This window comes from Chondromyces apiculatus DSM 436, from assembly GCF_000601485.1.
GTDB lineage: Bacteria > Myxococcota_A > Polyangia > Polyangiales > Polyangiaceae > Chondromyces > Chondromyces apiculatus.
Genome location: NZ_ASRX01000002.1, coordinates 63,455 through 84,545, shown reverse-complemented (window position 1 = coordinate 84,545; position 21,091 = coordinate 63,455). Strand labels below are relative to the sequence as shown.

The 21,091-nt window shown below is 65.3% G+C and carries 15 protein-coding genes; 8 read left to right on the top strand and 7 right to left on the bottom strand.

Annotation, left to right across the window (positions count from 1 at the left end; translation table 11 throughout):
* From CAP_RS43390 to CAP_RS00645, 6 genes are all read right to left on the bottom strand, one after another.
* Entirely contained in the window at nt 1-1,008 is a 1,008-nt protein-coding gene (locus tag CAP_RS43390; RefSeq protein WP_052373891.1) for a DUF2169 family type VI secretion system accessory protein, read from the bottom strand.
* Entirely contained in the window at nt 1,008-3,251 is a 2,244-nt protein-coding gene (locus CAP_RS00665) for a type VI secretion system Vgr family protein (protein WP_052373890.1), read from the bottom strand. The genes CAP_RS43390 and CAP_RS00665 overlap by 1 nt, the downstream gene beginning before the upstream one ends.
* Before the next feature lie 144 nt (nt 3,252-3,395).
* Nucleotides 3,396-3,737: a hypothetical protein gene (locus CAP_RS00660; RefSeq protein WP_044234874.1), complete on the bottom strand. Its 342-nt coding sequence runs from the start codon at nt 3,735-3,737 to the stop codon at nt 3,396-3,398.
* A complete protein-coding gene (locus CAP_RS00655; RefSeq protein WP_156040367.1) occupies nt 3,730-4,431 on the bottom strand; it encodes a DUF6402 family protein in 702 nt (233 codons plus the stop codon). The genes CAP_RS00660 and CAP_RS00655 overlap by 8 nt, the downstream gene beginning before the upstream one ends.
* Nucleotides 4,432-4,487: 56 nt before the next feature.
* Nucleotides 4,488-6,413 (bottom strand): DUF2169 family type VI secretion system accessory protein, encoded by a 1,926-nt coding sequence (locus CAP_RS43385; protein WP_081864416.1) that lies wholly within the window; start codon nt 6,411-6,413, stop codon nt 4,488-4,490.
* 453 nt (nt 6,414-6,866) lie between these two features.
* A complete protein-coding gene (locus CAP_RS00645) occupies nt 6,867-7,220 on the bottom strand; it encodes a hypothetical protein (RefSeq protein ID WP_044234866.1) in 354 nt (117 codons plus the stop codon).
* Between the two features lie 171 nt (nt 7,221-7,391).
* Here CAP_RS00645 and CAP_RS00640 point away from each other — a divergent pair, with 171 nt between their 5' ends.
* The 8 genes from CAP_RS00640 to CAP_RS49640 all read left to right on the top strand — a co-directional run bounded on the left by CAP_RS00640 (nt 7,392) and on the right by CAP_RS49640 (nt 19,809).
* Nucleotides 7,392-9,137 (top strand): PEP-utilizing enzyme, encoded by a 1,746-nt coding sequence (locus CAP_RS00640; protein ID WP_044234864.1) that lies wholly within the window; start codon nt 7,392-7,394, stop codon nt 9,135-9,137.
* On the top strand, nt 9,134-9,958 hold the full coding sequence (locus CAP_RS00635; RefSeq protein WP_044234860.1) for a PEP/pyruvate-binding domain-containing protein: 825 nt from the start codon (nt 9,134-9,136) through the stop codon (nt 9,956-9,958). The genes CAP_RS00640 and CAP_RS00635 overlap by 4 nt, the downstream gene beginning before the upstream one ends.
* Nucleotides 9,951-11,393, top strand: a complete 1,443-nt coding sequence (locus CAP_RS00630; protein WP_044234857.1) for an MFS transporter — start codon at nt 9,951-9,953, stop codon at nt 11,391-11,393. The genes CAP_RS00635 and CAP_RS00630 overlap by 8 nt, the downstream gene beginning before the upstream one ends.
* 53 nt (nt 11,394-11,446) lie before the next feature.
* Nucleotides 11,447-11,569, top strand: a complete 123-nt coding sequence (locus CAP_RS54800) for a hypothetical protein (protein WP_269324126.1) — start codon at nt 11,447-11,449, stop codon at nt 11,567-11,569.
* Between the two features lie 34 nt (nt 11,570-11,603).
* On the top strand, nt 11,604-11,924 hold the full coding sequence (locus tag CAP_RS00625) for a hypothetical protein (protein ID WP_044234854.1): 321 nt from the start codon (nt 11,604-11,606) through the stop codon (nt 11,922-11,924).
* Between the two features lie 100 nt (nt 11,925-12,024).
* Complete coding sequence (locus CAP_RS00620) at nt 12,025-12,477, top strand: hypothetical protein (RefSeq protein WP_052373888.1); 453 nt, start codon at nt 12,025-12,027, stop codon at nt 12,475-12,477.
* Nucleotides 12,478-12,764: 287 nt separating this feature from the next.
* A complete protein-coding gene (locus CAP_RS51800) occupies nt 12,765-18,680 on the top strand; it encodes a hypothetical protein (RefSeq protein WP_197040929.1) in 5,916 nt (1,971 codons plus the stop codon).
* A 4-nt stretch (nt 18,681-18,684) separates the two neighbouring features.
* Nucleotides 18,685-19,809, top strand: coding sequence for a hypothetical protein (locus CAP_RS49640; RefSeq protein ID WP_156040366.1), 1,125 nt, complete (start codon nt 18,685-18,687; stop codon nt 19,807-19,809).
* A gap of 42 nt (nt 19,810-19,851) precedes the next feature.
* On the opposite strand, the gene CAP_RS00605 is transcribed toward CAP_RS49640, so the two are convergent.
* The gene (locus tag CAP_RS00605; RefSeq protein WP_197040928.1) at nt 19,852-21,075 is read right to left on the bottom strand and encodes a metallophosphoesterase; all 1,224 of its coding nucleotides are present in this window, start codon (nt 21,073-21,075) and stop codon (nt 19,852-19,854) included.
* Nucleotides 21,076-21,091 lie beyond the last annotated feature (16 nt).

Below are 21,091 nucleotides of genomic sequence, written 5' to 3'. Positions count from 1 at the left end.
CTATGCCTCCACGATGAACAGGGTGCAAACCCTGCGCTGGTGAGGGACGAAGACATAACGGAATGGGTAGCGGTACCCGAGGAAGACCTTGCGCGCGGGCACGTCCACGCCCACCGCTTCGATCGTCGGGGTCCGCTCCACGATCTTCTCTCCGAGTTCGAGACGCACGCGCAGTTGCGTCGCCGGGATGCGAAACGAGATCGGCCCTTCGGCCGAGAAGCCGGTGAGCGTCGCGAGATCGCCCGCCGCGACGCTCGGGGCGATGAGCCTGGGGAACGCGCGGTTGAACATGCGATGGGACGGCTGGATGTTCACGCGTGGCTCGCCCGGACCGCGCAGCGCGCTCTCCTCCGTCACCGGGCGCCCGTCGAGGAGCATGGATTCCCGCAGGCGTAGCGGATGGGGATACTGGCAGAGACCAAATCCTACGGGCTCGGGCCGATCGTCCCACGTCGTGATCCTGGCCGCCGGGTCCTCGAGTTCCGGGAGGGGCTGGTGCAGCGCTGAAGCCTCATCGGTGTAGAAGCCCTTGCCGACGGGATTCAGGGGATGAGGAGCCTTTTGCCCGTCCATCTCCGCCATGCCGCCGAACGACGCCTCCAGGCCGATGGGGAGCGCGGTGAACGGCGCAGGATCCGTCGGCACCAGCGCGCCAGAGAGCGCCTTGCGCCACACACGTGGACCGATGGCCACGGCCGAAGCACGGAAGCCCCCGACCTCGACGGAGAGATGCACCTCTCTGGCGGGCTCACCCCCGGGCGCGCAGGCGTTGCCTCGGACCAGGAGATCGACCCCGCCGGTCCGATAGGGCTGGTCAGGATCGAACGGGCCCAGTGGAGACTCCCACGGCTCCACCGACACGATCCAGGGCTGGTCGGGGGATGGCGTGAGCTCCCCGTCGGTCAGGTCGAACGTGACCCGAGCGATCATCGATGCGCTCAGGCGTTCCTCGTCGATGACCGTCGTGAGCAGCATCGCGGGGTAGGGCGTGAGGTTCTCGCCGTCCATCAGCAGTTCAGCTTGATGATGCTCCCCTTGATGGTCGTCTCGCCGCTGGCGATCACGTTGGCGGCACCAGCGCCGATGCTCACGGTGGTCCCCTCGAGCGTGACCATACCGGTGGAGATGAGCTCGATCAGCGCGGCTTTCACCACCGCCATCGTGCTGGCGTCGATGTTCAAGACCGGCGTGTCTATCGTCTTCACCGTCGTCACGGTCTCTGTCTGCGACCCGACGTGAAAATGCGTCGACGTCCCGACCCGGATCTGTGTCTCGTTGCCGAGCTGCGCGTGCAGCTCGTTCCCGAGCCGCAGCTCCGTCTCGCTGCCCAGATGGAGCAGCGTCCGGCTCCCGGCTTGCACCTCCGTCTGGCTCCCGAGCTGCACCAGCGAGATGTCGCCTGAGACCGTCTCCGACTGGTTGCCCGAGAGCGTCACGGATTGGTCGCCCACCTGGGTGAGCGTCGCGTTGCCGATGATCGTCTCTGTGAGATTTCCGGTGAGCACGAGCGTCCGGTCGTCCGTGATGGTCTCGGTCTGCTTACCGCCCACGGTGAGCGTCTGGTCCGCGCCGACGGTGATCGACTGGTTCGAGCCCACGGTCACGCTCTCGTTGTTTCCGACCATGCGGCTCCGATCGTTGCCCACCGAGAGGCTGTCGTCGTGGCCCACAGACGTCGAGCGATTACCGCCAATCGACACGGACTCGTTGCGCTTCACGAGCTTGGTCAGGTCCCGCTCGGCCTGGATCCGGACGAGCTCCTGTCCACCCAGATCCTCGAACATGATCTCGTTGTAGCCGCCCGATTTGCCGGTCGAGCTGCTCTTCCATCCCGACTGCGTCTTGTGATCCGGAAGTTTGTACGGCGTCTTCATGGTATTCGTGTAGACGCGCCCCACGACGATCGGCCGATCTGGATCGCCGCTGATGAAGTCGACCAGCACCTCCTGCCCGACCCGAGGCAGCTGCGTCGTCCCGAAACCCGCGCCCCCCCACCCCTGGCTCACGTGAATCCAGCATGAGCTCTTCTCGTTCATCGAGCTCTCGCGATCCCAGTGGAAATGCACGCGCACGCGGCCGAATTCATCGGTGTGGATCTCCTCCCCCTTCGGCCCGACCACTGTCGCGCTCTCGACGCCGGACACCTTGGGCTTCGGTGTATGCAGCCTCGGACGATAGGCGAGCGAAGCGCTCCGCACCTCACAGGCGTGGGTAAAGGATTGTGACGTCCCGCTCAGCGTCGACCCGATCACCAGCAGGCCCTCGCTCTCGCCCAGCTCGGCGCGCGGGTGGTCCAGCATGCTCATCACCATCCCCGGCGCGAGATCGAGCGCGTTGGTCTCGAACGTGCAGGTCCGTGCGTTCCCTCGCTTTGCATCGAGGCGCCGCTGCGCCAGGGATTTCGCCTCCCTCTCGTCCGTGCGGGTCTTGCCGCGATCGTCAGCGTGCGGCGTAGACTCACCCTTGTCTGTCCCGAAGAGGAACGCGCCCGGCGCGTAATGAACTTGTTCGAGCTGCTGCTCGATCACGTCGCCGCCTACCGCGTCGGCCAGGAGCTTGTAGTCTGGCGGCTGTCGGTAGTCGTGATCGCGCATCGTATAGCGGCCCGGGCGCACCTCCCGGCCGATACGCACGGCAGTCACATAATCCCACGAGGCCGCCATGTGGCCGTCCCGGTACTGGATCTTTTGCGCCCGCGGCTCGTTCGTCTGCGGCGCGTCGGAGAGCACGAGCCGCGTCTCCTCGCCGCGCGGCTCGAAATAGTAGGTGATTCCCGCGTCCTCCAGCATCCTGCTCATGAATGCGAAGTCGCTCTCACCATACTGCACGCGGTATTTTCGCTTCTTGTAGATGCCGGTGAGCTTCTCATCCGGCACGATGCCCCATTCGTCGAGCAACTGCAGCACGATCTCGGGCTCCGATGCCTGCTGGAACATCCGGTAGTTGCGGCGCTGCGTCGCCAACCAGATCCTCGGGACCACGTTCAGGTGGTAGATTGACATCCCCTCTTGCTCGAACCCGATCTGCTCGAAGCGATTACACAGCCCTGACCACGAGCGCGCGTGGCGCTCGCCCTGGATCGAGAACCGGGCCGGTTGACCCACCACGGCGTCGAAGTCCACGCCGGCGTTTTCGCTGACCACCACCAGCGACACCAGGAAGGGCGACGACAGCGCCTCCTGGACGGTGAATTGCCGGACCGAAAATGCGTCGCTCGAAGCGACCGACACGGCCAAGTTCGCGATTGACATCGTCGCCTCCACCCCGTCACTGCGCGAAGACAGCTGGAGCGCTTCGAAGCACCCCCAACCCTGAGGAGGCTACCCAGGTCGAGGCACGAGCACAAGCGGGGGTTCCCGCGCGCACCGCGCCCGTTCTTTCCCACCGGGTGTGCATCAAGGTAGCTGCCAGTGCACGACGGTGCGGATGGACGCCGAGCGTTCCTCCCATTCGACACCGTCGACGAGCTGGACCATGTCGACGTCCACGTCTCCCAGCACCCGGCCCGAGCTGTCCATCAGCACGGCCCTCCCGGGCGCATCACTCGCCTGGCCCGGAAACACCCCCAGCCATACCGGCCGCCGATACACCTCCACGCGGTACTTGCCGTCAGGACTCGTGAAGGTTGCGTGCAGTTCTTCTCTCGGCCGGGAGAACGCCACCACCGCCGCCAGCACGACAAGCAGGAGGAGACAGGCAAGGAGCCAGCGTCGCCAGCGAGCCCTGACCTCAGACATCGAAGACCTCGGGCGGAGACCGCATGAGCTTCTTCGTGTCAGAATAGACCAAGAAATCACCACCCATCCCGGTGCCTCGCCGGTACGCCTGGAAGCTGGCGTTTTCGACCCGGTCCCCCGATAGGAAATTCATCGTGCTCACCGAGCTGTCCGAGTCGTCCCAGTACCCCAGGAACTGCGAGTCGTTGAAGTCGAAGGAGTCACGCACGTAGATGCCGACCTGATGCACGTACACGCGGGTGCCACCCGTCGACAGGCCCTCCGCCTCTCCTGCGATGGCCACGCGGTAGGCGAAGTTGCCGAGCGCAGCGCTCAGGTCGTCGAGGTTGCTCAGGCCAAAGCCCACCGTGCGGTGATTGATGTACTCCCCATCGAGGATCATTGGCGACCGGTTGATGTCACCGAACCAGGCCCGCGGGCCGCCGAGTCGGCCGAGCCGGCCGAGAAGCCGGCGTACCTCGGCCTGCGCGGCGGGGTTGGCCCAGATGCAATCGCGGACCAAGGCGTCGTAAACGGCGCGCGCTCGCGGGTAGGTCAGCACGAACCCATCCATCTTGATGGTGGTCGTGTCGGGTGTTCCATAGGCAGGCGCGATCGCGCTCGGACGCGAGAACCACTTGTCGAGCAGCTGCGCACCGTTATGCCAGCCCTGATGGCGCATGATCTTCGGTATGCTGGTCAATCTCAGGGTCATCTCTCACCGTCCCCCCACGACGCTGGACGCCGCTTTGCGATACGGCATCCAGGCCATCACGAGCTGCGGATGTCCGCGGCCAGCGCCCGCATCTCCTCGCCAAGCTTCTGGTTGGTCGCGACCTTCTTGGTCCAGACGCGGACGATCCGCATCAGCGCCGGCTGCTGGATCCCGAGATCGTCGAGGACCTGCTTCGCCGAACCCCGCTCGAGGCCGATCACGATCCGCACGTATTCCGGCAGGGTGATGGGCCCGCGGAACCCCTCGACCGCCTCGAGGTACGCGCAGTCGCTCGCCGTCCGCAGCCGGCTCGATCCCTTCGCCCTCTCTTCATCGAGCGCCTTCGTCCAGCGCTGCTCGTTTGCGCTGAAGGCGTGCTCGGTCAGCTCGTGCCGGCGCACCACCTCGGCGCGGGAGGCTCGCCCCTCGGCGATCTCGGCGCAGATCCTCGCGTAGCGCTCGATGGAGACCTCGACCTGCGCCTCCTCGGGAACGCTATCGGGAGTCGCCGGCGCCTGCGCCTGCGGCGTCGCAGGCTGCTCCATGTCAGCCCTCGCCAGCGGTCCAATCATTGGTGGAGGCGGAACCTCCTCCGACGAGACCACCTCGCGCTCGGGCCCCCACGCGTGCTTCAGCTCCGCCGGGGCCTCGTAGGAGAGGTGCGGTTGCGGCCACGACGCCACGATCGGGGGAGGAGCTTCGGCTCGATCCGGTGCTCTGAACGGCAGCACCGTCGTCGACGGCAGGAGCTCTGCGTCGAGGGTGCTCGTCCCGTCACCCCCGCTGCGCGGCGCGCCCGCCTTCGTTGTCGGCGCCGCATCGGCCGTCCATCCCAGCGGCTCCGCCGTGAAGGGCAGCACTGACCCAGACGCCACCAACTTCCCCGGCAGGGTGTTGAGCAGCGCCTCTTCCTCCTCATCCGCCAGCAACGGTGCGCTCACCGGCACGTTCCCGTAAGAGGGGCCAACCCCTGCGCTCATCACTCCCGGTGGCGTCGCGAAAGCCTCATGAACTCCTGCTCCTTCCGCGGTGATGACCACTCGGCCCGGCTCCGTTTGCCACGCCAGCACCGCTTGTCCGCGCCACACCAGGCTGCAGATCCCCCGGTCCGTATCGATCGACAGGGTATCGCACCGCAGCCGCAGCTCCTGCGGCGCGCCGTCGGGGCGCTCCACCACCGCCCGAGGAGAGATCCCGGGCAGGTTCGTCACGAGTCGCGCATGATCTGGGTGCAGGTGCTCCAAGATGAGCCGCTCGTCGCCCCGGAGCTCGCCGACCTGCTGATCCAGAGGCGCCACATTGAAGAACGCCGCGTCGATGTCCTCCGGTAACGGCCGCTCCGTCCACGTCCGGTCATCCCAGCTCGCTGAGTGCCGGTACAGCTTCGCCAGTCGATCGGACCATTGATACGCGATCGGACCAAACCCGATCGGAGGGATCACGACCCCCCGCTGTGCCACGTGGATCCCTGGCGGCTGCAGGTTCGGTATCGCCACCCTACCGTACACGTCCACGTGCGCGTCGGCGCGCATTCCTGCCGGGTTCGAGGTCCCGGGCCCGCCCCCCGCCCGCTCGTAAACCAGCGGCATCCTGGTGAACAGTGGTCCCTCGATGATCTGCCCGTCCTGTGCCCACGCGCGATCAGTATGGACCTCGATGGTCTTATCCACCTCGCCCACGATAAGCCTCGCGACCAGCGACGACACAGGCTGCCCCCGAGGCGCATAGGCGTGGCCTACCAGGACGACGTCTGTGCGACGCTTGATCGGCGCCAGATCGCTCGCCGCCCTCAGGCTGCGTTGCTCATCGCCGTTCCAGTGCTCGTCGGCCTCGTTGAGGGGGTCCTGCTCAGGAGCGAAGACGGAGTTGACCGGAAGCAGGACATACGTCGCCTTGCAGACCACCGTGAGCATCCACGCGGCAGGCCTAGGCTGCCAGAGGATCGAGCCGACACTGAGGGGGCAGGCAGAGACAAGATCCATGATCACTCTCGACGATACATCACGCTCGGCGCGACCTGGTGGACGCTAAGAGACGAAGAGCAGGCTCGAGGAGCGGATCCTGGTGGACGAAGAGCGATCGGCGCGTGGAAGCGCTGCTTGTTGCTGAGGTTCCGCCCTCCATCCCTCCGGGCCTCCGGCACGGACGCCGTGCCGCCCCTCTCTACTCCGCCGACCGTCCCCCGACCGACGTCTACCCATACCCACCCCATCTTCGGCCGCCTGGTCCAGCCGGCATGGCGCGATCCGAAACGGCGACAAGACGCTCGGGCGCCAGCGATTCAACGATACCGGCAAGCACGGCCGGGCCCCAAAGGATGAGCCCAGACACCGCTAGCAAACTCGCCGACGCTGAACTGAATTGAGGGAGGCCGTGAGCATTGAGAGCGCGCTTCCTGTGCTCCTGCATGCGCTCAGGTTGAGAAGTTCTGCACCTCAACTCCCCTCCTCCAGCCCCTCCCCCAAGTACCCCGCCAGCCACATCGCCCCCGGCTTCATCCCGCCCTCCTTCCGGCTCACCCTCTCGAAGTCGGCCATGCACTCGTAGACGGCCTCTCCCTTCTCCCTCCGCGCGTGGAGCACCTCCTCCGGGTCCATCTCGTCCAGCACCACGGGTGACTGGCTCGTCAGCAGCACCTGCACGCCCTCCTGCGCGAGGTGGCCGGTGGTGCCACCGGAAGCGCCACCGTTGCCCACGCTGCAGGAGCAACACTGGTCACCACCCACCAGGACGACCAGCGCGTTGCCCGCGTGAAGCCCGAAGCCGGGGCCATCGCCCAGACCAGCCATGACACGCCTCGCCAAAGGCAACGGCGAGTTGCTTCTTTGAAACGTTTCCATGACATTCCTGTTACAGAACGTGCACCAACCAGTTGCCGTGACGCCCGGCGCGCCGTGCACGAACGGGCCCGTACATGCGGGCGACCGGCAGCACCCAGGGTGACGAGGAGGAGAGCAACCATGAAGACCAGCAGCGGTGCGATGTTTGCCGGGGTGGAGTTTCGTGCTCCTGGGCCGGGGTCCTGGGAGCTCGAGACGAGCCACCTCGCGCGGCCGATGAGCACCTTCGTCGAGCCGGTCACGTTCCGCGCGCTGCAGAGGGGGATGGACGAGGGGGCGGAGCGCTACGGGCTGAAGATGCCCATGCGGATGGCCGTGGTGAACCGCTTCACGTACGTGCAGCGGGTGACCCCGAGCTGGCCGGCGTGGCTGGGCGGGACGCCTCCGAGATCGCTGATGTGGCTCGTGACGCGGCTGCACCCGGCGTTGCGCGAAGACGCGGCGCGATGCGCGCAGGCCTTCGACAGCCGCCTGTGGCGCGCCGACCTCGAGCGGTGGGATCAGATCGACAGGCCGCGCTGCATGGCGCTGCACAGGGCGCTGATCGCGGAGGACATCGAGGCGCTCGACACAGAGGGGCTGTGCGCGCACCTGGCGCGCGCGGAGGCGCACCTGGCGGAGATGGTCGTCATCCACCACCGGTACAACATGGCCTGCATCCTGCCGGTCGGGGAGTACGTGGCCAGCGTGCAGGAGTGGACCGGGGCGAGCTCGGGCGAGGTGATGGAGATCTTGCGGGGCTCGACGCCGATCGCGAAGGGGGTGGCCGCCGCGGAGCTGGGGGTCCTCGCGGCGGCGCTGCGTGAGAGCGGAGAGGGACGCGCAGCGCTGGTGAAGCGCGGCGATGCCCGGGCGGTGCTCGATGCGCTCCAGGCGATGGCAGGACCGATCGGGGACGCGACGCGCGCCTACCTGGACGTGGTGCGCTTCCGCTCCCTCGGGTACGACGTGACGGACAGGATGTTCGGCGAGCTGCCGGAGATGCTGGTCGGCGCGATCCGGGCCGTCGTCGACGGCGACACGCGGGAGACGAGGCTCGAGGGGCTCGCAGAGAAGCGGGAGGCGCTCCGCGCGCGGGTGCCTTTCGGCCTGCGCGGGCAGTTCGACGCGCTGCTGGAAGAGGCGCGCCTGGTGAACCGGCTGCGCGACGAGCGCGGCCTCTTCGCGGACAGCATGGGGACCGGACTGGCGCGCAGAGCGCTGCTCGAAGCGGGGCGACGCCTCGTCGCCGCGGGCAAGCTGGAGAACGCCGAACAGGCCGCGGAGCTGAAGCTACCGGAGGTCCAGGGGCTTCTGCGGGGGCGATCCGCGCCCTCCATCGAGGAGATCCAGAGGCGCTGGACCTGGCGCACCACGACGCGCATCGAGGACGCGCCGCGCTGGCTGAACGCGCCGCCGGGACCGACACCGCCGATCGATGTCCTGCCGGCGCCCTTGCGGCGCGGGGCGAGGGCGATGTCGGTGATCCAGACGGAGATGCTGACGGAGCCCGAGGTCGCCGAGCGCGCGGAGACCGAGCCCGCGCGGGTGGTCTCCGGGCTGGCGATCAACACGGGGGTCTACGAGGGGACCGCCCGGGTGGTGCTCGACGCCGCGGACTTCGACCGGATCCAGCGGGGTGACGTGCTGGTGACCCGGTCGACGTCGGCGTACTTCAACGTGGTCCTGCCGCTGCTCGGAGCGCTCGTCACCGACCGCGGAGGACAGCTCTCCCACGCCGCGATCGTGGCGCGTGAGTACGGGATCCCGGGCATCGTGGGGACGAAGGAGGCGACAGCGGTGATCCCGGACGGAGCGCTCGTGCGGGTGGACGGCACGACGGGCGAGGTGAGTTTGCTCTCCGAGAGATCCCAGGTGCAGCCGTGATCGCGCGGGTGGAGCAGGCTGAGCGCGAGGAGGACTTCGGCGGCAAGGCGGTCCAGCTCGGGCGCGCGCGGCGGCTGGGGTTGCCAGTGCCTCCCGCGTGGGCGCTGTCGTCTGCGTTCGTCGAGGCGGTGGTCGCTGGCGACGCGGGCGCGATCGCGCAGGTGGTCGAAGCCTTCGCGCAGCTCGGGGGGCCCGTCGCGGTGCGGTCGTCGGGCATCGGCGAGGATGCGCTGGAGGCGAGCTTCGCGGGGCAGCACGCGACAGCGCTGAACGTGCGGAGCCGTGAGGCCTTGCTGGCCGCCGTCGCGACGGTGCACGCCTCGGCGCGGACCGAGGCGGCGCTCGCCTACAGGCGCAAGCTGGGGCTCCCCGCGGAGCCCCGCATGGGGATCGTGGTGCAGCGCCTGGTGCCCGCGACGTGCGCCGGGGTGCTGTTCACGCGGCACCCGACCACGGGCGCCGACGAGCGCGTGATCGAGGCGACGTGGGGCCTCGGCGAGGCGGTGGTGGCCGGGCTCGTGACGCCGGACCACTACCGGCTGGCGCGCGGCGGCGGCGTCCTGGAGCGGAGGCTCGGCGAGAAGGACCTGGCGATCCTCTGGGACGAGGCGGGAGGGACCCGGGAGGTGGAGGTGGACGCGCACCTGGTCAGCGCGCCGTGCCTCGACGAGGCCAGGCTCGCAGCGCTGGAGGGGCTCGCAGGGTCGTGCGAGGCGGCGTTCGGCGGGACGCAGGACCTCGAGTGGGCCTTCGTCCACGATCCCGAGGAGCCGCGCGACAGCCTTTACCTGCTTCAGAGGCGGGCCATCACCCGTGGCTGAGGGAGCGCGGCTCCCCCTCGGGTTCCTCGCGGCGCTCTCGCTGTCGGTGGCGGTGGCGCCGCTCAACTCCACGATGATCGCCGTGGCGCTGCCGGAGATGGCGCGGACGCTGCCCGCCGAGTCCGCGACGCTGCGGCAGGGGCTGGTGACGAGCTACCTGCTCACCAACATCGTGCTGCAGAGCCCCGGCGGGAAGCTCGCGGACCGGGTGGGGCACCGGCGAACGCTGGCGCTCGGGCAGATCCTCTTCGCCGTGGGCGCGGCGGCCGCGTACCTCGTGCCGGTGTTGCCGGTGCTGGTGGTGGCGCGCATGCTGATGGCCGCGGGCGGCGCGGTGATCGCGCCGAGCGTGATGGCGCTCCTCCGCACGGAGCTGCCGCCGGAGAGCCGTGCCCGGGCGTTCGGCGCGTTCGGGGCGCTGATGGGCCTGTGCGCGGCGGTCGGGCCGAAGGTCGGCGCGCTCCTGGTGGGACACTTCGGGTGGAGGTCCATCTTCCTCGCCAACGTGCCGGTGCTCCTGCTCTCGGCGATCCTGCGGCGCGCGACGGACAGGCAACGGGCGAGAGAGAACGAAAGGACGATGGCCACGGCGCCGGCGCCCACGGGAGGCGCAGGACCGGCGCCCGCGGAGGGCGCAGCAGCGGCGCCCGCGCCGCGCAAGCCCTTCGACGTGGTGGGCTCGGTGCTGCTCGGGGTGTCCCTCCTCGGGCTGGTGCTGGGCCTGGAGAACCCCGGGCTGCGCTGGGCGGCGGCGCTCGGCGCGCTGGGGCTCGTGCCGTTCGCGCTCTGGGAGCGCCGCGTCGCCGATCCGGTCATCGACTTCTCCCTGTTCCGCCGTCCGGCGTTCGTGGGCGGAGGCGTGATCATCGCGCTGCAGAACCTGGGGATGTACGCGGTGATGTTCGAGCTGCCCCAGGTGGCCGGGAGGCTGTTCTCGGTGGGGCAGCAGGACGTGGGCAACACCCTGGTGGCGATGATGGGGTCGATGCTGGTGGCGACGGCGCTCGGCGGCAGGGCGGCGGAGCGCTTCGGGGAGCGGGCGATGGCGCTCGCCGGGTGCGTGCTCAACCTGTCGGGCATGGTGCTGCTCGGGACGCTGCATTTCGACGCGCTGACGGACGCCATCCCCGCGCTGATCCTGCTCGGCGCGGGCCTCGGGCTGGCCTCGGCGCCTGCGCAGTCCGCTGCCATGAGCGACGTGCCCCGCGACCGGAGCGGGATGGCCGCGGGCGTGACCTCGACGATGCGCTACATCGGGGGAGTGACCGGCGTCAGCCTGCTGGGGATCGTGCTCACCGAGTCGACCACGCGCGCGGTGGTGCTCCGCGAGCACGCGACGGCCATCACCCTCTTCTGCGGGGCGCTCGTCATCGCCGCGCTCTGCGCCCTGCTCCTGCCGAAGCGGGTGGTCACCGCAGCGGCAGCGCGCCACTGAGCGCCGGCAGCGCGCCACGGAGCGCCCCGGGTAGAGGTCGCACGAGGACGGTCATGAAGGTCGAGACCAGCGGCCCGGGCACCGGCGCACCCCCTCTACCTCACCGCGGCATCCACCACGTCGAGCCCGCGAAGCTCTCCCCGACGCGCATCGTCGTGGATGGCTCCACGTGCTAGAACATGCACAAGACTCCTGACTGGAACGGACCCGATGCAAGCCATGAGCGGCCAGGATGACGTGAACGCTGCACTCGCACACATCCTGCGGACCCTTGGCCCCCTCACCGCGACACCGCGCGTCCGGGATCTCCAGGTCAAGCTCGGCACCGACGTCAATGGCCGCGATGCAGCCTTCATCGTCGTCATTGTGGAGGACCAGCCCTCGGGCGACCCCTATCCCTGGTCCCAGCTCAAGCCAATCAACGATGTGATCTGGAAGGGTTTCAACGACAACGGTGTCGCGAGCTGGCCTTACGTCGAGTTCCGCCTTCATTCGGAGGAGGGCGGCGAGCTGGACGAAATAGGAAGCTGACCCTGATCAAGCCCAAGAGCCCGAGGATCTGCTCGATGTCGCCCGGGACCTGGCGAAGCTGGATGCGCATCGCCCTCGGCAAGCGAGCCTGCGCCGTGCGGTGTCCACCGCTTACTACGCGCTCTTCCACCTCTTGAACCAGAGCGCTGTCGAGGCCTGCCTCGGTTTCGGCCCCAGACCTGCCCATCGCCAGATCGGCGAGACCGCAGTCCGGTGGTACACCCACACCCGCATGGCTGCGGTCTGCGCGCAGTTCGCCGGCACCGGCGTGCATGCCAAGAGCAAGCTCCGCAGGGCGCTGCCCTCGCCTGCCAGCACTACGCCTCCCTCGCAGGCCTTGCAAGACGTCGCCAAGGCATTCGGCACGCTTCAGCAGGCGAGGCACGATGCCGACGACGACCCTTCGAAGCGCTTCACGCGCCAGGGCGTGCTCGCCCACTTGGGTGAGGCCGAGCAGGCGTTCAAGGACTGGCAAGCCACGAACAGCGAGCCCTTCCGGCCCATCTTCCTGCTGATGATGCCCACTGAAGACGACATCATCCGCGAACGCTGAGCAGTTCACGCCAGCTTCGTCGTAGATTACAGACATGCCTCTCGGTGGCTCGTCAAGCGCACCAGGGCGCCCTGCTGGGATAGCATGTGACCGCATCTCGCCTGCAATGGCAACGGCGTGACCTGCCATTGCGACTTGCCGGTCCTGCGCACGGCCGAGTCACCCGCTTCTCCGCCTAGCTTCTCGGAATCACCCCGCTGGACCCTTAAGCTCCGAGCTAGAGCTGCCTTTTAGGGTCCTGAGAGCCCGCAGAGCTGCTAGGCTGGCGCTCTGCGCAGGTTACCAGCATGACGAACTGGCTGAACGAAATTGATCGATTTGAGGAAGATCTGCGACTCCTTGCGGGCCGCATGCGGGGATTGACAAATCAAATGGAGCAAGATCTGTGTCCCCCAAGCGAGGACATGATCGATGCGATGCTTGAGGTGCTCAAGCGATTTAAAACCCTCGCCGAGCAACTCGCTCGTGAGCTTAATAATAATGTTCCCGGGTTCACGACCGATGTTGTGCACAATGCACATGACCTACGTGAGCTAGTCCGCAAAGGGGTTCAGGCACGTCGCCAGAGTCTCGAGAAGCCTCTTCGAGAAGCGCAGAAGCTTGTCTCCACCATCGTGGCACTGAACCATCGTGAGTCGCCCACATTTGCTCCCCTGCGTGAGTGTCAGGATAGAGCCCGGCAGCTCCAAGAACGTATCACCTGGGCACTGGAGCACTCCACGGATGACGCAACGCTTGATATGATTCGCAGTGAACTCCCACCATTTGTTGCAGTTCTCCGAATTGTGGAGCGGATTGAAGAGCTGTCAGACGATGAACTCGATGACTTGGAAGATCGCGTAACGGATTTCTGGAGCAGGGCGCTGGCGCGGGCTGCGATCCGGCGGAGACTCGTCATCGGGCCAGGATCCAACGACCAGGTCCTCTCGATGAGCCAGCATGGGCAAGGTCCAGAGATGGCGTCCTCCAACACCGAGGCACCCAGAATCATGGCCACACCGCTACCACCGGCTGCTGCGCCAACAGATACAGACACGGATCTTCGGAGTCAGCGTCTCGAGCACAACGACCCAAAACCACCGTCAACAGAACGAAAAGACCTGCCGATGACGGCATCTCGGCGGAAGCTAAAACGGGCGAGCACCACCGCGCTGCTTGGTGGTATCGAACCCGGAATCCGCAAGGATGCTTTGGAGGCCGGCAACGAGCCCCGCTCCGCGCTGCGGACCACCACAAGCCCGCCACCCCCACCGAGCATTCTGCAGAGGCCGGTTCCGCTTGAGCAGCTGCTAGACGGCTTTCTAAGCCCTCCGCCACCTGCGGCTTGCCGCGTAGGCCCTGCGGATGGAACTTCCACCGACAGTGACGTCGTGCAGGTGGCATCACCAAACACCGGAGTAGCCTGCATCACACCTTCTGCTCGCACAGACTCGGCTTTGCCCACGGCTACTGCCCAAGTGATGACGGCAGCCGTGGAAGCGCATGAATCGCAATATGTTCATCCGGTGGAGCTGATATCTCCGACTCCCGCGCCAGTTGTCGACACGCGCCACGCTGCGCTGGTCGAGGCCGAAGCGCAACTCACTACATTGGCTCCTGACGTGGCGCCACTCGCCACGTTCCCGGCGCCGCAGGTAGTTTCCCTTGAAGCCCTACCTCAGGAGCCTGTTGAACTCGCCAGACTTGCACGCGGGGATCTGCGCGAGCACCCGAGGCAGGTACTGGTGCGCCTGGTCCGGGAGCTGCTTCGATTGGGTCGTGTCGGTATTGCGTACCATCTAGCGCGCTGCCTCGAAGCTAGGCAGGAGGGCTCGCTGGAGGCCATCCCGCCGAGCGCCCTCCGCGCTCTCGCACTGGGTCCCCTCATTAATTCATCTTTCGGCGAACTCGTGGACGACGTCGGCGAGTGTATTCGCGACCTCCACGACTATGCAATCCGTCTCAGCAACGTGTCGGGCACAACGCGCCTGGCTGGGGACCTTGTGCTTTTTTCGCTCTCCCTCCGGCCGGCGCTCTTCGCTCCAAGCACTGGGGCCGCAGCTCTCCTAGAGCAGCTCGACCTACAGGGGCAACTGGCGGGCCTGAGTTCGCTCTTGAATGCAATCCTGGCGTTCTCGCACCTAAATCTGGAGCTCACGCCCAGCATTCTGAAGGGCGTGCGCGAACACGCGGCGTGGGAGAGCCAGGTGCAGAGTCACCGGGAAAAATGCCAGCTCTGGCGGGAGCGCAGCAGGCTCGCCCAGCTCGTCTACGTACCAGCTACGCACGTTTGGCGGAGCTGGTTCGAGCCTGGGGGCAACTTGGCCGCCCTCTTCGACATTATCGGTGAGGACCGACGCGACCGAGCCGGCGAAGTTAGACGCGCCGTGGAGTCCTGGTCATCTCCGCAGCACGTGGATCACATGGTCAATAAGGTGGACCGCGAGATCCGGCCCGACGCCAGGACTAAGCCCATTGAGGCACGGGCACGGGTCAAGCTGCAAGAACGAGTGAAAGAGGCGATGTCGCTGCTGAGGGACTGGCTCAACCTCCTCGCGCGCGATCCGCACCCCGGCTCCGATCCTACCTACGTGCGGGCGAACGAGTGCCGACTCGCAGTCCGAAGCCACATCGGGGAGGCCGAAAAGGTAATGGAAACCTTGCTGGCAGGGCCCACTGCCGCCTCGCTCTCCATTGCGGGTCAGGTTGCCTTGGACACACTACGAGATTTGAAGCGCCTATTCGATCCAACCACAGAGGCTCCTTCCATGAGCCCCCTCCCGCGCCAAGCGCTATGTGACGAGCTACTCACGATCACGACACTCTCGCTCGATCATGAGTGGAGTATCCCCAGCACAGATTATGCGTCGCCGGAGCTATTGAACGCGCTCCTTCAGCACCTGGAGCGCGGCCCGGTCGACTGGTGTAAAGCGTTCGACGAACAATCCGCGCGGGGCAACCACGAGGCGACGGACCGTATCCTTGAGCGCCTTGCGCGCCGTCCAGTCGCCGGGATGGATGTGGGCGAACTCCGCCGCGCCCAGCAGAAGGACATTGGGGAGCGCTGCGCAAAACTGAAGCTCTCGATCGGGACCACTACCACGCTCATCGAGCGTGCGATCGCGGAGGATCTCTTCCCGGAGTCCGAGGTCCTCGAGTTCCGGAGCATCATCGAGAACTCAAACAACAGCGAGGTTCGTAATTTCGCGTCTGCGGAGGGGCGCCTTGAGGAGGTGCGTCAAAAGGTCGACGTGCGGCGCCGAGAGCGAATCGACGAGGTTCGTGCGCGGCTCAGGAGCCACCCATTCTCTGTCGACCTGGACGCGGTCGAGCGCGCCCTAGAGAAGGGCGATCTGCTCGCAGCCAATGAGTACATCGCCATGCTGGAGCGCGGAGAGCCCATCCGTCCAATCGAGCAGGTGCGTGACGTCTTTGCTCGGTTCTTCCCCGAAGGAGTGCAGGCCGTCCAGAATTTGCTGGATCGCCAGGGGCAAAGTAAGCGTGAGCTGATTCGCGCCGTTGGGCGGCGCGAAAGTCAGGGGCCGCTGGACATGAGTGGCGTCTCCGACGAGCAAGCGGAGGAGAGCAAGAAGATGCTCCTCGCCTGGATGGAAGCGTTCGGCTTCGAGGGGTCCGATGCCGGGGGGCGGCTCCAGCAGGTGCTGGTGGATGTGCTCCAGGCGCTCGGGTTTCGCAACGTCCGTCTCACTCCCAGCGATGGTCAGGCCTCAGATCGCGTGCGCTCTTACAACATGCAGACCGAGCAAATCCGAGAGCAGCAGACCTGTGTAATACCGCAGTACGGGTCCCTAGCCGCCGGGCGCTATCGTCTGCTCTGCGCCTGGAAGCGCCCCTCTGAGGAAGAGGTAGTCGAGCTTGTAGGCTCGGCGCACCATCACGACCGGCAGATCATCCTCCTCTATTTCGGGAGGATGAGCGATGTGCGGCGTAGGAGCCTGGCGTTGCTCTCCCGTCAGCGCCGGCGCACCTTCATTCTAATCGACGAGAACCTGATCTTTTTCCTGGCCATGGAGGAGAGTCAGCGCCTGCACGCCTTCTTTTCTTGCACCTTCCCGTTCACGGTCATTGATCCTTACACGACAACGGCCGGCCTCGTGCCGCAGGAGATGTTCTTCGGTCGCAGCCGCGAGAAGCAATCAGTTTTCGAGCCGACAGGGACCAACCTTGTTTATGGAGGCAGGCAGCTCGGCAAGACCGCTCTTCTGCGGGACGTCGAGCGACGGCACAGCGCGCCTGCAAAAGGCATCATCGTGAAGTGGATCGACCTCAAGGCCGAAGGCATCGGGATGAATCGTCCGATCCGGGATCTGTGGGTGGTCATCGCAACCATCCTCTCTCAAGAGAAGGTGCTGACGAGGTCAGATTACAGCCCCGACACCCTCGGCACCAAAGTGGCTGAGTGGCTGGATAGGGATGCAAGCCGGCGCGTGGTGCTGCTCCTCGATGAGTCCGATGCATTCCTGAAATCTGACGCCGAGACCCCAGAGGGCCCCAATCGCGAGGTTTTCTCAAATCTTTGGCGCCTCAAAGGAATCATGGATAAGACAGGCAGGCGATTCAAGGTAGTTTTCGCCGGGTTGCATAACGTGCAGCGCACCTCGCGCGACGTGAACTCCCCTCTCGCGCACCTCGGCACTCCCATCTGTATCGGCCCGCTGCTCGAGAACAGTGAATGGCAGGAGGCAAGGCGGCTTGTCACCATGCCATTCTCGCAACTGGGCTACCGCTTTGAGTCGGAGGACCTACCGACCCGGATCCTCGCGCACGCGAACTGGTATCCCAGCCTGATCCAGCTATTCTGCAAGCACCTGCTCGAGCACCTCACTCATCCGAATCGCCCCTCGTTCAGCATCCATAGCTGCCCGCCGTACACGATTACCTCGCAGCATATCGAGGAGGCGTACCAGAGCCAAGAACTTCGTAAGGCCATTGTCGATCGATTCCGCTGGACTCTCGACCTCGACCCTCGCTATCGCATTATTGCCCTCGTCATCGCCCACGAGAGCGCTACACGGCGCGCTGGTTTGGTTAATGGCTTCCCGGTACAATGGATACGCGAGCAGGCACTCGATTGGTGGGAATCCGGATTCAAGGGCACGACCACGCTTGAGGGTTTTCGCACGATCCTCGATGAGATGATCGGCCTCGGTCTTCTCCGCAAGGTCAACATCGCCAACTATGCGCTTCGTAGTCCGAACGTGGTCAACCTGCTCGGAACTAAAAAAGAGATTGAGCAGGCAATCCTAGACGCAGCTCAGCACCAGCCGCCTCCGGAGTACGAGGCATCCACGTTCCGGCGCGCCGTACCGCACCTACAGATCTCCGGACGCAGTCCCCTCACGGCGCTCCAAGAGTCACAGTTCTTCACTCCAACAAATGGCATTTCATTGCTTTTCGGTAGCGAGCCCGCGGGCCTCGTCGATACCATTGCATCCCTCAGGGCAGCATCGTCAGCGCAGAATATAGAGATTGAGGATGAGTGGGCTGGCGTAAAGAGCGCCCAGGAGTTTCGCGCCATCCTCGACGATCGTTTTGAGCGCCGCGGTGAGAGGATCTCTGTCTTCGTAGTTCCCGACGCGTGCCCTTGGACCGTCGACTGGGTGGCCGAAGCCGCCTCAAAGGTAGCTCAGCTTAAGTCGCCGAAGAAGATCGTTAGGATCGCCTTCCTGGCCGACCCATTGAAGGCCTGGCTGTGGGTGCAGCGAGACGCCGGCAAGCGCGAGAAGCTGGAAAGTGCTGGCATCAAGGAGGTGAGCCTGGCTCCCTGGCACGACACTGCCGTTCGACGCTGGTTGATTGACGTAGAACTAGGCCCGAGTGGAGGCAATGGCGCCGAACTGTTCACGCGGGTGACTGGGAACTGGGGTATGTTGCTGCACGAGGTTGCGAGGCGCTGCGACAAAGGCAGACACCAGTGGGAGCGTCACCTGCAGGAGTTCGAGCAGGAACTCGTCTCTACGAGGAGCTGGCTTGACCACTTTGAATTGCCGCCTGTGCCGCTGGCTGTTCTGAAGGTACTCTCCGACATGGATGACGTGCTCAGCTTGGACGATCTCTGTGACCTCACCCCGGATGTGGATCGGGAACGCGTGGCGCAGGCTATGGCTTGGGCCGAGCTGCTTGGTTATGCCATGCTGGTAGGCACACAGCAATGGCGCCTTGATCGCCTGCTCAGCCGGCTGCTTGCGCAGTGTCCAGCATGAAGACATGAGCGGACTGTTTTGGCAGCTACCGGGACCTTCGCTGTTCCTTGAGCGCGTCGCACAGAGCTTTAGGGACGGCCGAAACGTCTTCATCATCGTTCCCGAGCACGGCCCAGCGCGTATTCGTTACGCCATTGCGGAACTCGTGAATCGCCGCGAACTGCACGCCTGGCACCCCATCGATGCCTCGGAGGACACAAGCGACGCGCCCACACCCGCAGAGATCGTGGCTCGCCAGTGCATTTCTGGCGTCCGCCCCTGTACGGTCAAGGAGCTGTCCGAACACGAGCAGTTTCGTCACATGATCGTGTGGGTGGACGGCATTGACCCCGGAAGCTGGGGCTCGTGGCGGGACTTCCTTCAAGAATACAGCCACCTATGTCGAGCGCGACCGCAGCGCGAGCGCGCGGTCTTCTGCTTGCCCGTACTGGGCGCGCAGATCGGCGACCTGCCTGCGGAGGACGTCGTCTGTGCTGTCCACGTATGGCGCGGGGTTGTGACGCGCCTCGATATGACCCTCTTCTTCTCGCATCTCCTCGCAGCTCGGTCGGTTACGCGCATGCATGCAAAGCTCTGGAATGCTGTAGGCGTCGAACTCGCGGGGACCGACTCAGAACTCGCCATTCACCTTGCCAGGGCCGATCTTCCATCGGTCCTGGCACCAGCCCACATCCTGCAAGAGTTCGCGCGCGGGCGAGGCTGGCGCCCGTGGGGGGCTGAGAAGTCTCCTTCATGGTCACTCGGGGACGAGGACGTACTCGATGGCAAGTCCATTCTGCACTCGGCGCGCGTCATTCTTGAGAAAGACGGACGGGACGAGATCGAGCGTCGGCTCTGGCGCGGCCAAGTAGGCACTTTGTTCCCGTTCGTCGAAGAGCAGCGCGTCGAACTCATCGCCCGCTTCCGCAGCTTTCTGCGGGTACCTCATGAAACCCCCTTCGGAACCATCACCGACATCCGCGACTTCGAGCTGGGTCATCTGCTCTATCAAGTCCGCAAGCGCAACATCGACGAGCCCACACGGAGGCTTCTTGGAACGCTCACCGATATCCGCCATAGATTGGCACACCTTGAGTCAGTGCCTTACGAACTTCTAGCATCGCCGGAACTCGCCGGTCGGTTTGCTTGAGCGGCTGAGCGGCGGCCGCTGTGGCGGGTACACGCAGCCTACTTACGTCGTTTTGAGCCTCTCCAGCGAGCCAACCGGACCCGAATCAAAGTCGAGGACGAGATAACGTAGTTCGTGTACCGGAGAAGCCGCGCGTAGCTCCGCAAGTGAAGGGAGTGCATGCGGCAAAATCTCGAGCACTGGGATCCAGCCACCTGTGTTGAATATACTGCACGCGCGGCCACCGAAGAATAGTGGGCGCGCCTCGGGCTTGTGCGTATGGCCGAAGGCGACGATGTCCACCGTGCCAGAACGCAAGACCTCCTGCGCACGCTGCTCGAGGCCGTTCTCGTCGGTGCGACCGAGAAGCCCTGGGGCGAATTGCATTCCTGCCGCTGGCTCCTCGTGTTCTTCCGCGGCTCCTGTATCGCGGGCGACCTCCTCAACGAGCGCTCGCTTCTCTTCGTGTGAGAGCTTCTCAAGACCACCCACGAACTGCTCAATTGCCTGACGGGTCATCGGCTCGTCAGCCTCTTCCGGGCCTGCACCGAGCATCTGTTCGATCAGATAGCGTTTGCCTTTGGTCATGAAAAACTTGACGAGCAACGCTAGCTTGGGCAGCGCGGTCTTCGTGTCTTGGTAGAGGAGCACCTTCGCGAGTGCGCCGTGCGGGAATATCCGGTTCACGAAAGGGTATGCCTCTTCGATCTCGTTATAGGTCTCGTCCATGAAGAGGGTCCCCCATGGGCGCTCGATCCTGCGTTTGCCATCGGGCGCCTCAAGGATTGGGCTTTCCCAGTGATCGAAGCGATTATCGAAGGCGTACTGGTTGCCGTGCTCGATGTACACACGCTTCTCTCGCAGGAACCCTTCGGGCACGAACGCAAAGTCCGTCGATTGAGAAGCTCCGACGGCAGCCTGGATCTCCTCGAGCACCCCAGGGAAGTGCAAATCGATGTCGTGATTACCGGGCAGCAGCAAGACCTGGTTCCCTCGATCGAGAAACGTACGCAGCGCCGAGAAGACGAGGTGGTGACCCTCGATTGCACGACGCACCCGGGCGACCGACTCCTCCTCGGTCGTACCATAGAGAGCATGCGGGCTGTTCTTCCCCAGTACAGGCAGGATCTGCGGAAAGTCGATGAAGTCACCGCCGATGATCAGCGTCGCATCTCCACGGGTACGCGCTGGAATTTCTTCGAGCAATAGGCGGGCGAAATCCGCGTCTCTGTCGAAATCCTCAAGCGCCGGGCTCTGCGGATCGCCGACGTGGATGTCGCTGATCATGAATGCTGTCTTGTGC

What these genes read in the sequence shown, in the direction of transcription:
- CAP_RS43390 (WP_052373891.1), bottom strand. Translation starts at nt 1,008, where the DNA reads ATGGACGGCGAGAACCTCACGCCCTACCCCGCGATGCTGCTCACGACG.
- CAP_RS00665 (WP_052373890.1), bottom strand. Translation starts at nt 3,251, where the DNA reads ATGTCAATCGCGAACTTGGCCGTGTCGGTCGCTTCGAGCGACGCATTT.
- CAP_RS00660 (WP_044234874.1), bottom strand. Translation starts at nt 3,737, where the DNA reads ATGTCTGAGGTCAGGGCTCGCTGGCGACGCTGGCTCCTTGCCTGTCTC.
- CAP_RS00655 (WP_156040367.1), bottom strand. Translation starts at nt 4,431, where the DNA reads ATGACCCTGAGATTGACCAGCATACCGAAGATCATGCGCCATCAGGGC.
- CAP_RS43385 (WP_081864416.1), bottom strand. Translation starts at nt 6,413, where the DNA reads ATGGATCTTGTCTCTGCCTGCCCCCTCAGTGTCGGCTCGATCCTCTGG.
- CAP_RS00645 (WP_044234866.1), bottom strand. Translation starts at nt 7,220, where the DNA reads ATGGCTGGTCTGGGCGATGGCCCCGGCTTCGGGCTTCACGCGGGCAAC.
- CAP_RS00640 (WP_044234864.1), top strand. Translation starts at nt 7,392, where the DNA reads ATGAAGACCAGCAGCGGTGCGATGTTTGCCGGGGTGGAGTTTCGTGCT.
- CAP_RS54800 (WP_269324126.1), top strand. Translation starts at nt 11,447, where the DNA reads ATGAAGGTCGAGACCAGCGGCCCGGGCACCGGCGCACCCCCTCTACCT.
- CAP_RS00625 (WP_044234854.1), top strand. Translation starts at nt 11,604, where the DNA reads ATGCAAGCCATGAGCGGCCAGGATGACGTGAACGCTGCACTCGCACAC.
- CAP_RS51800 (WP_197040929.1), top strand. Translation starts at nt 12,765, where the DNA reads ATGACGAACTGGCTGAACGAAATTGATCGATTTGAGGAAGATCTGCGA.
- CAP_RS49640 (WP_156040366.1), top strand. Translation starts at nt 18,685, where the DNA reads ATGAGCGGACTGTTTTGGCAGCTACCGGGACCTTCGCTGTTCCTTGAG.
- CAP_RS00605 (WP_197040928.1), bottom strand. Translation starts at nt 21,075, where the DNA reads ATGATCAGCGACATCCACGTCGGCGATCCGCAGAGCCCGGCGCTTGAG.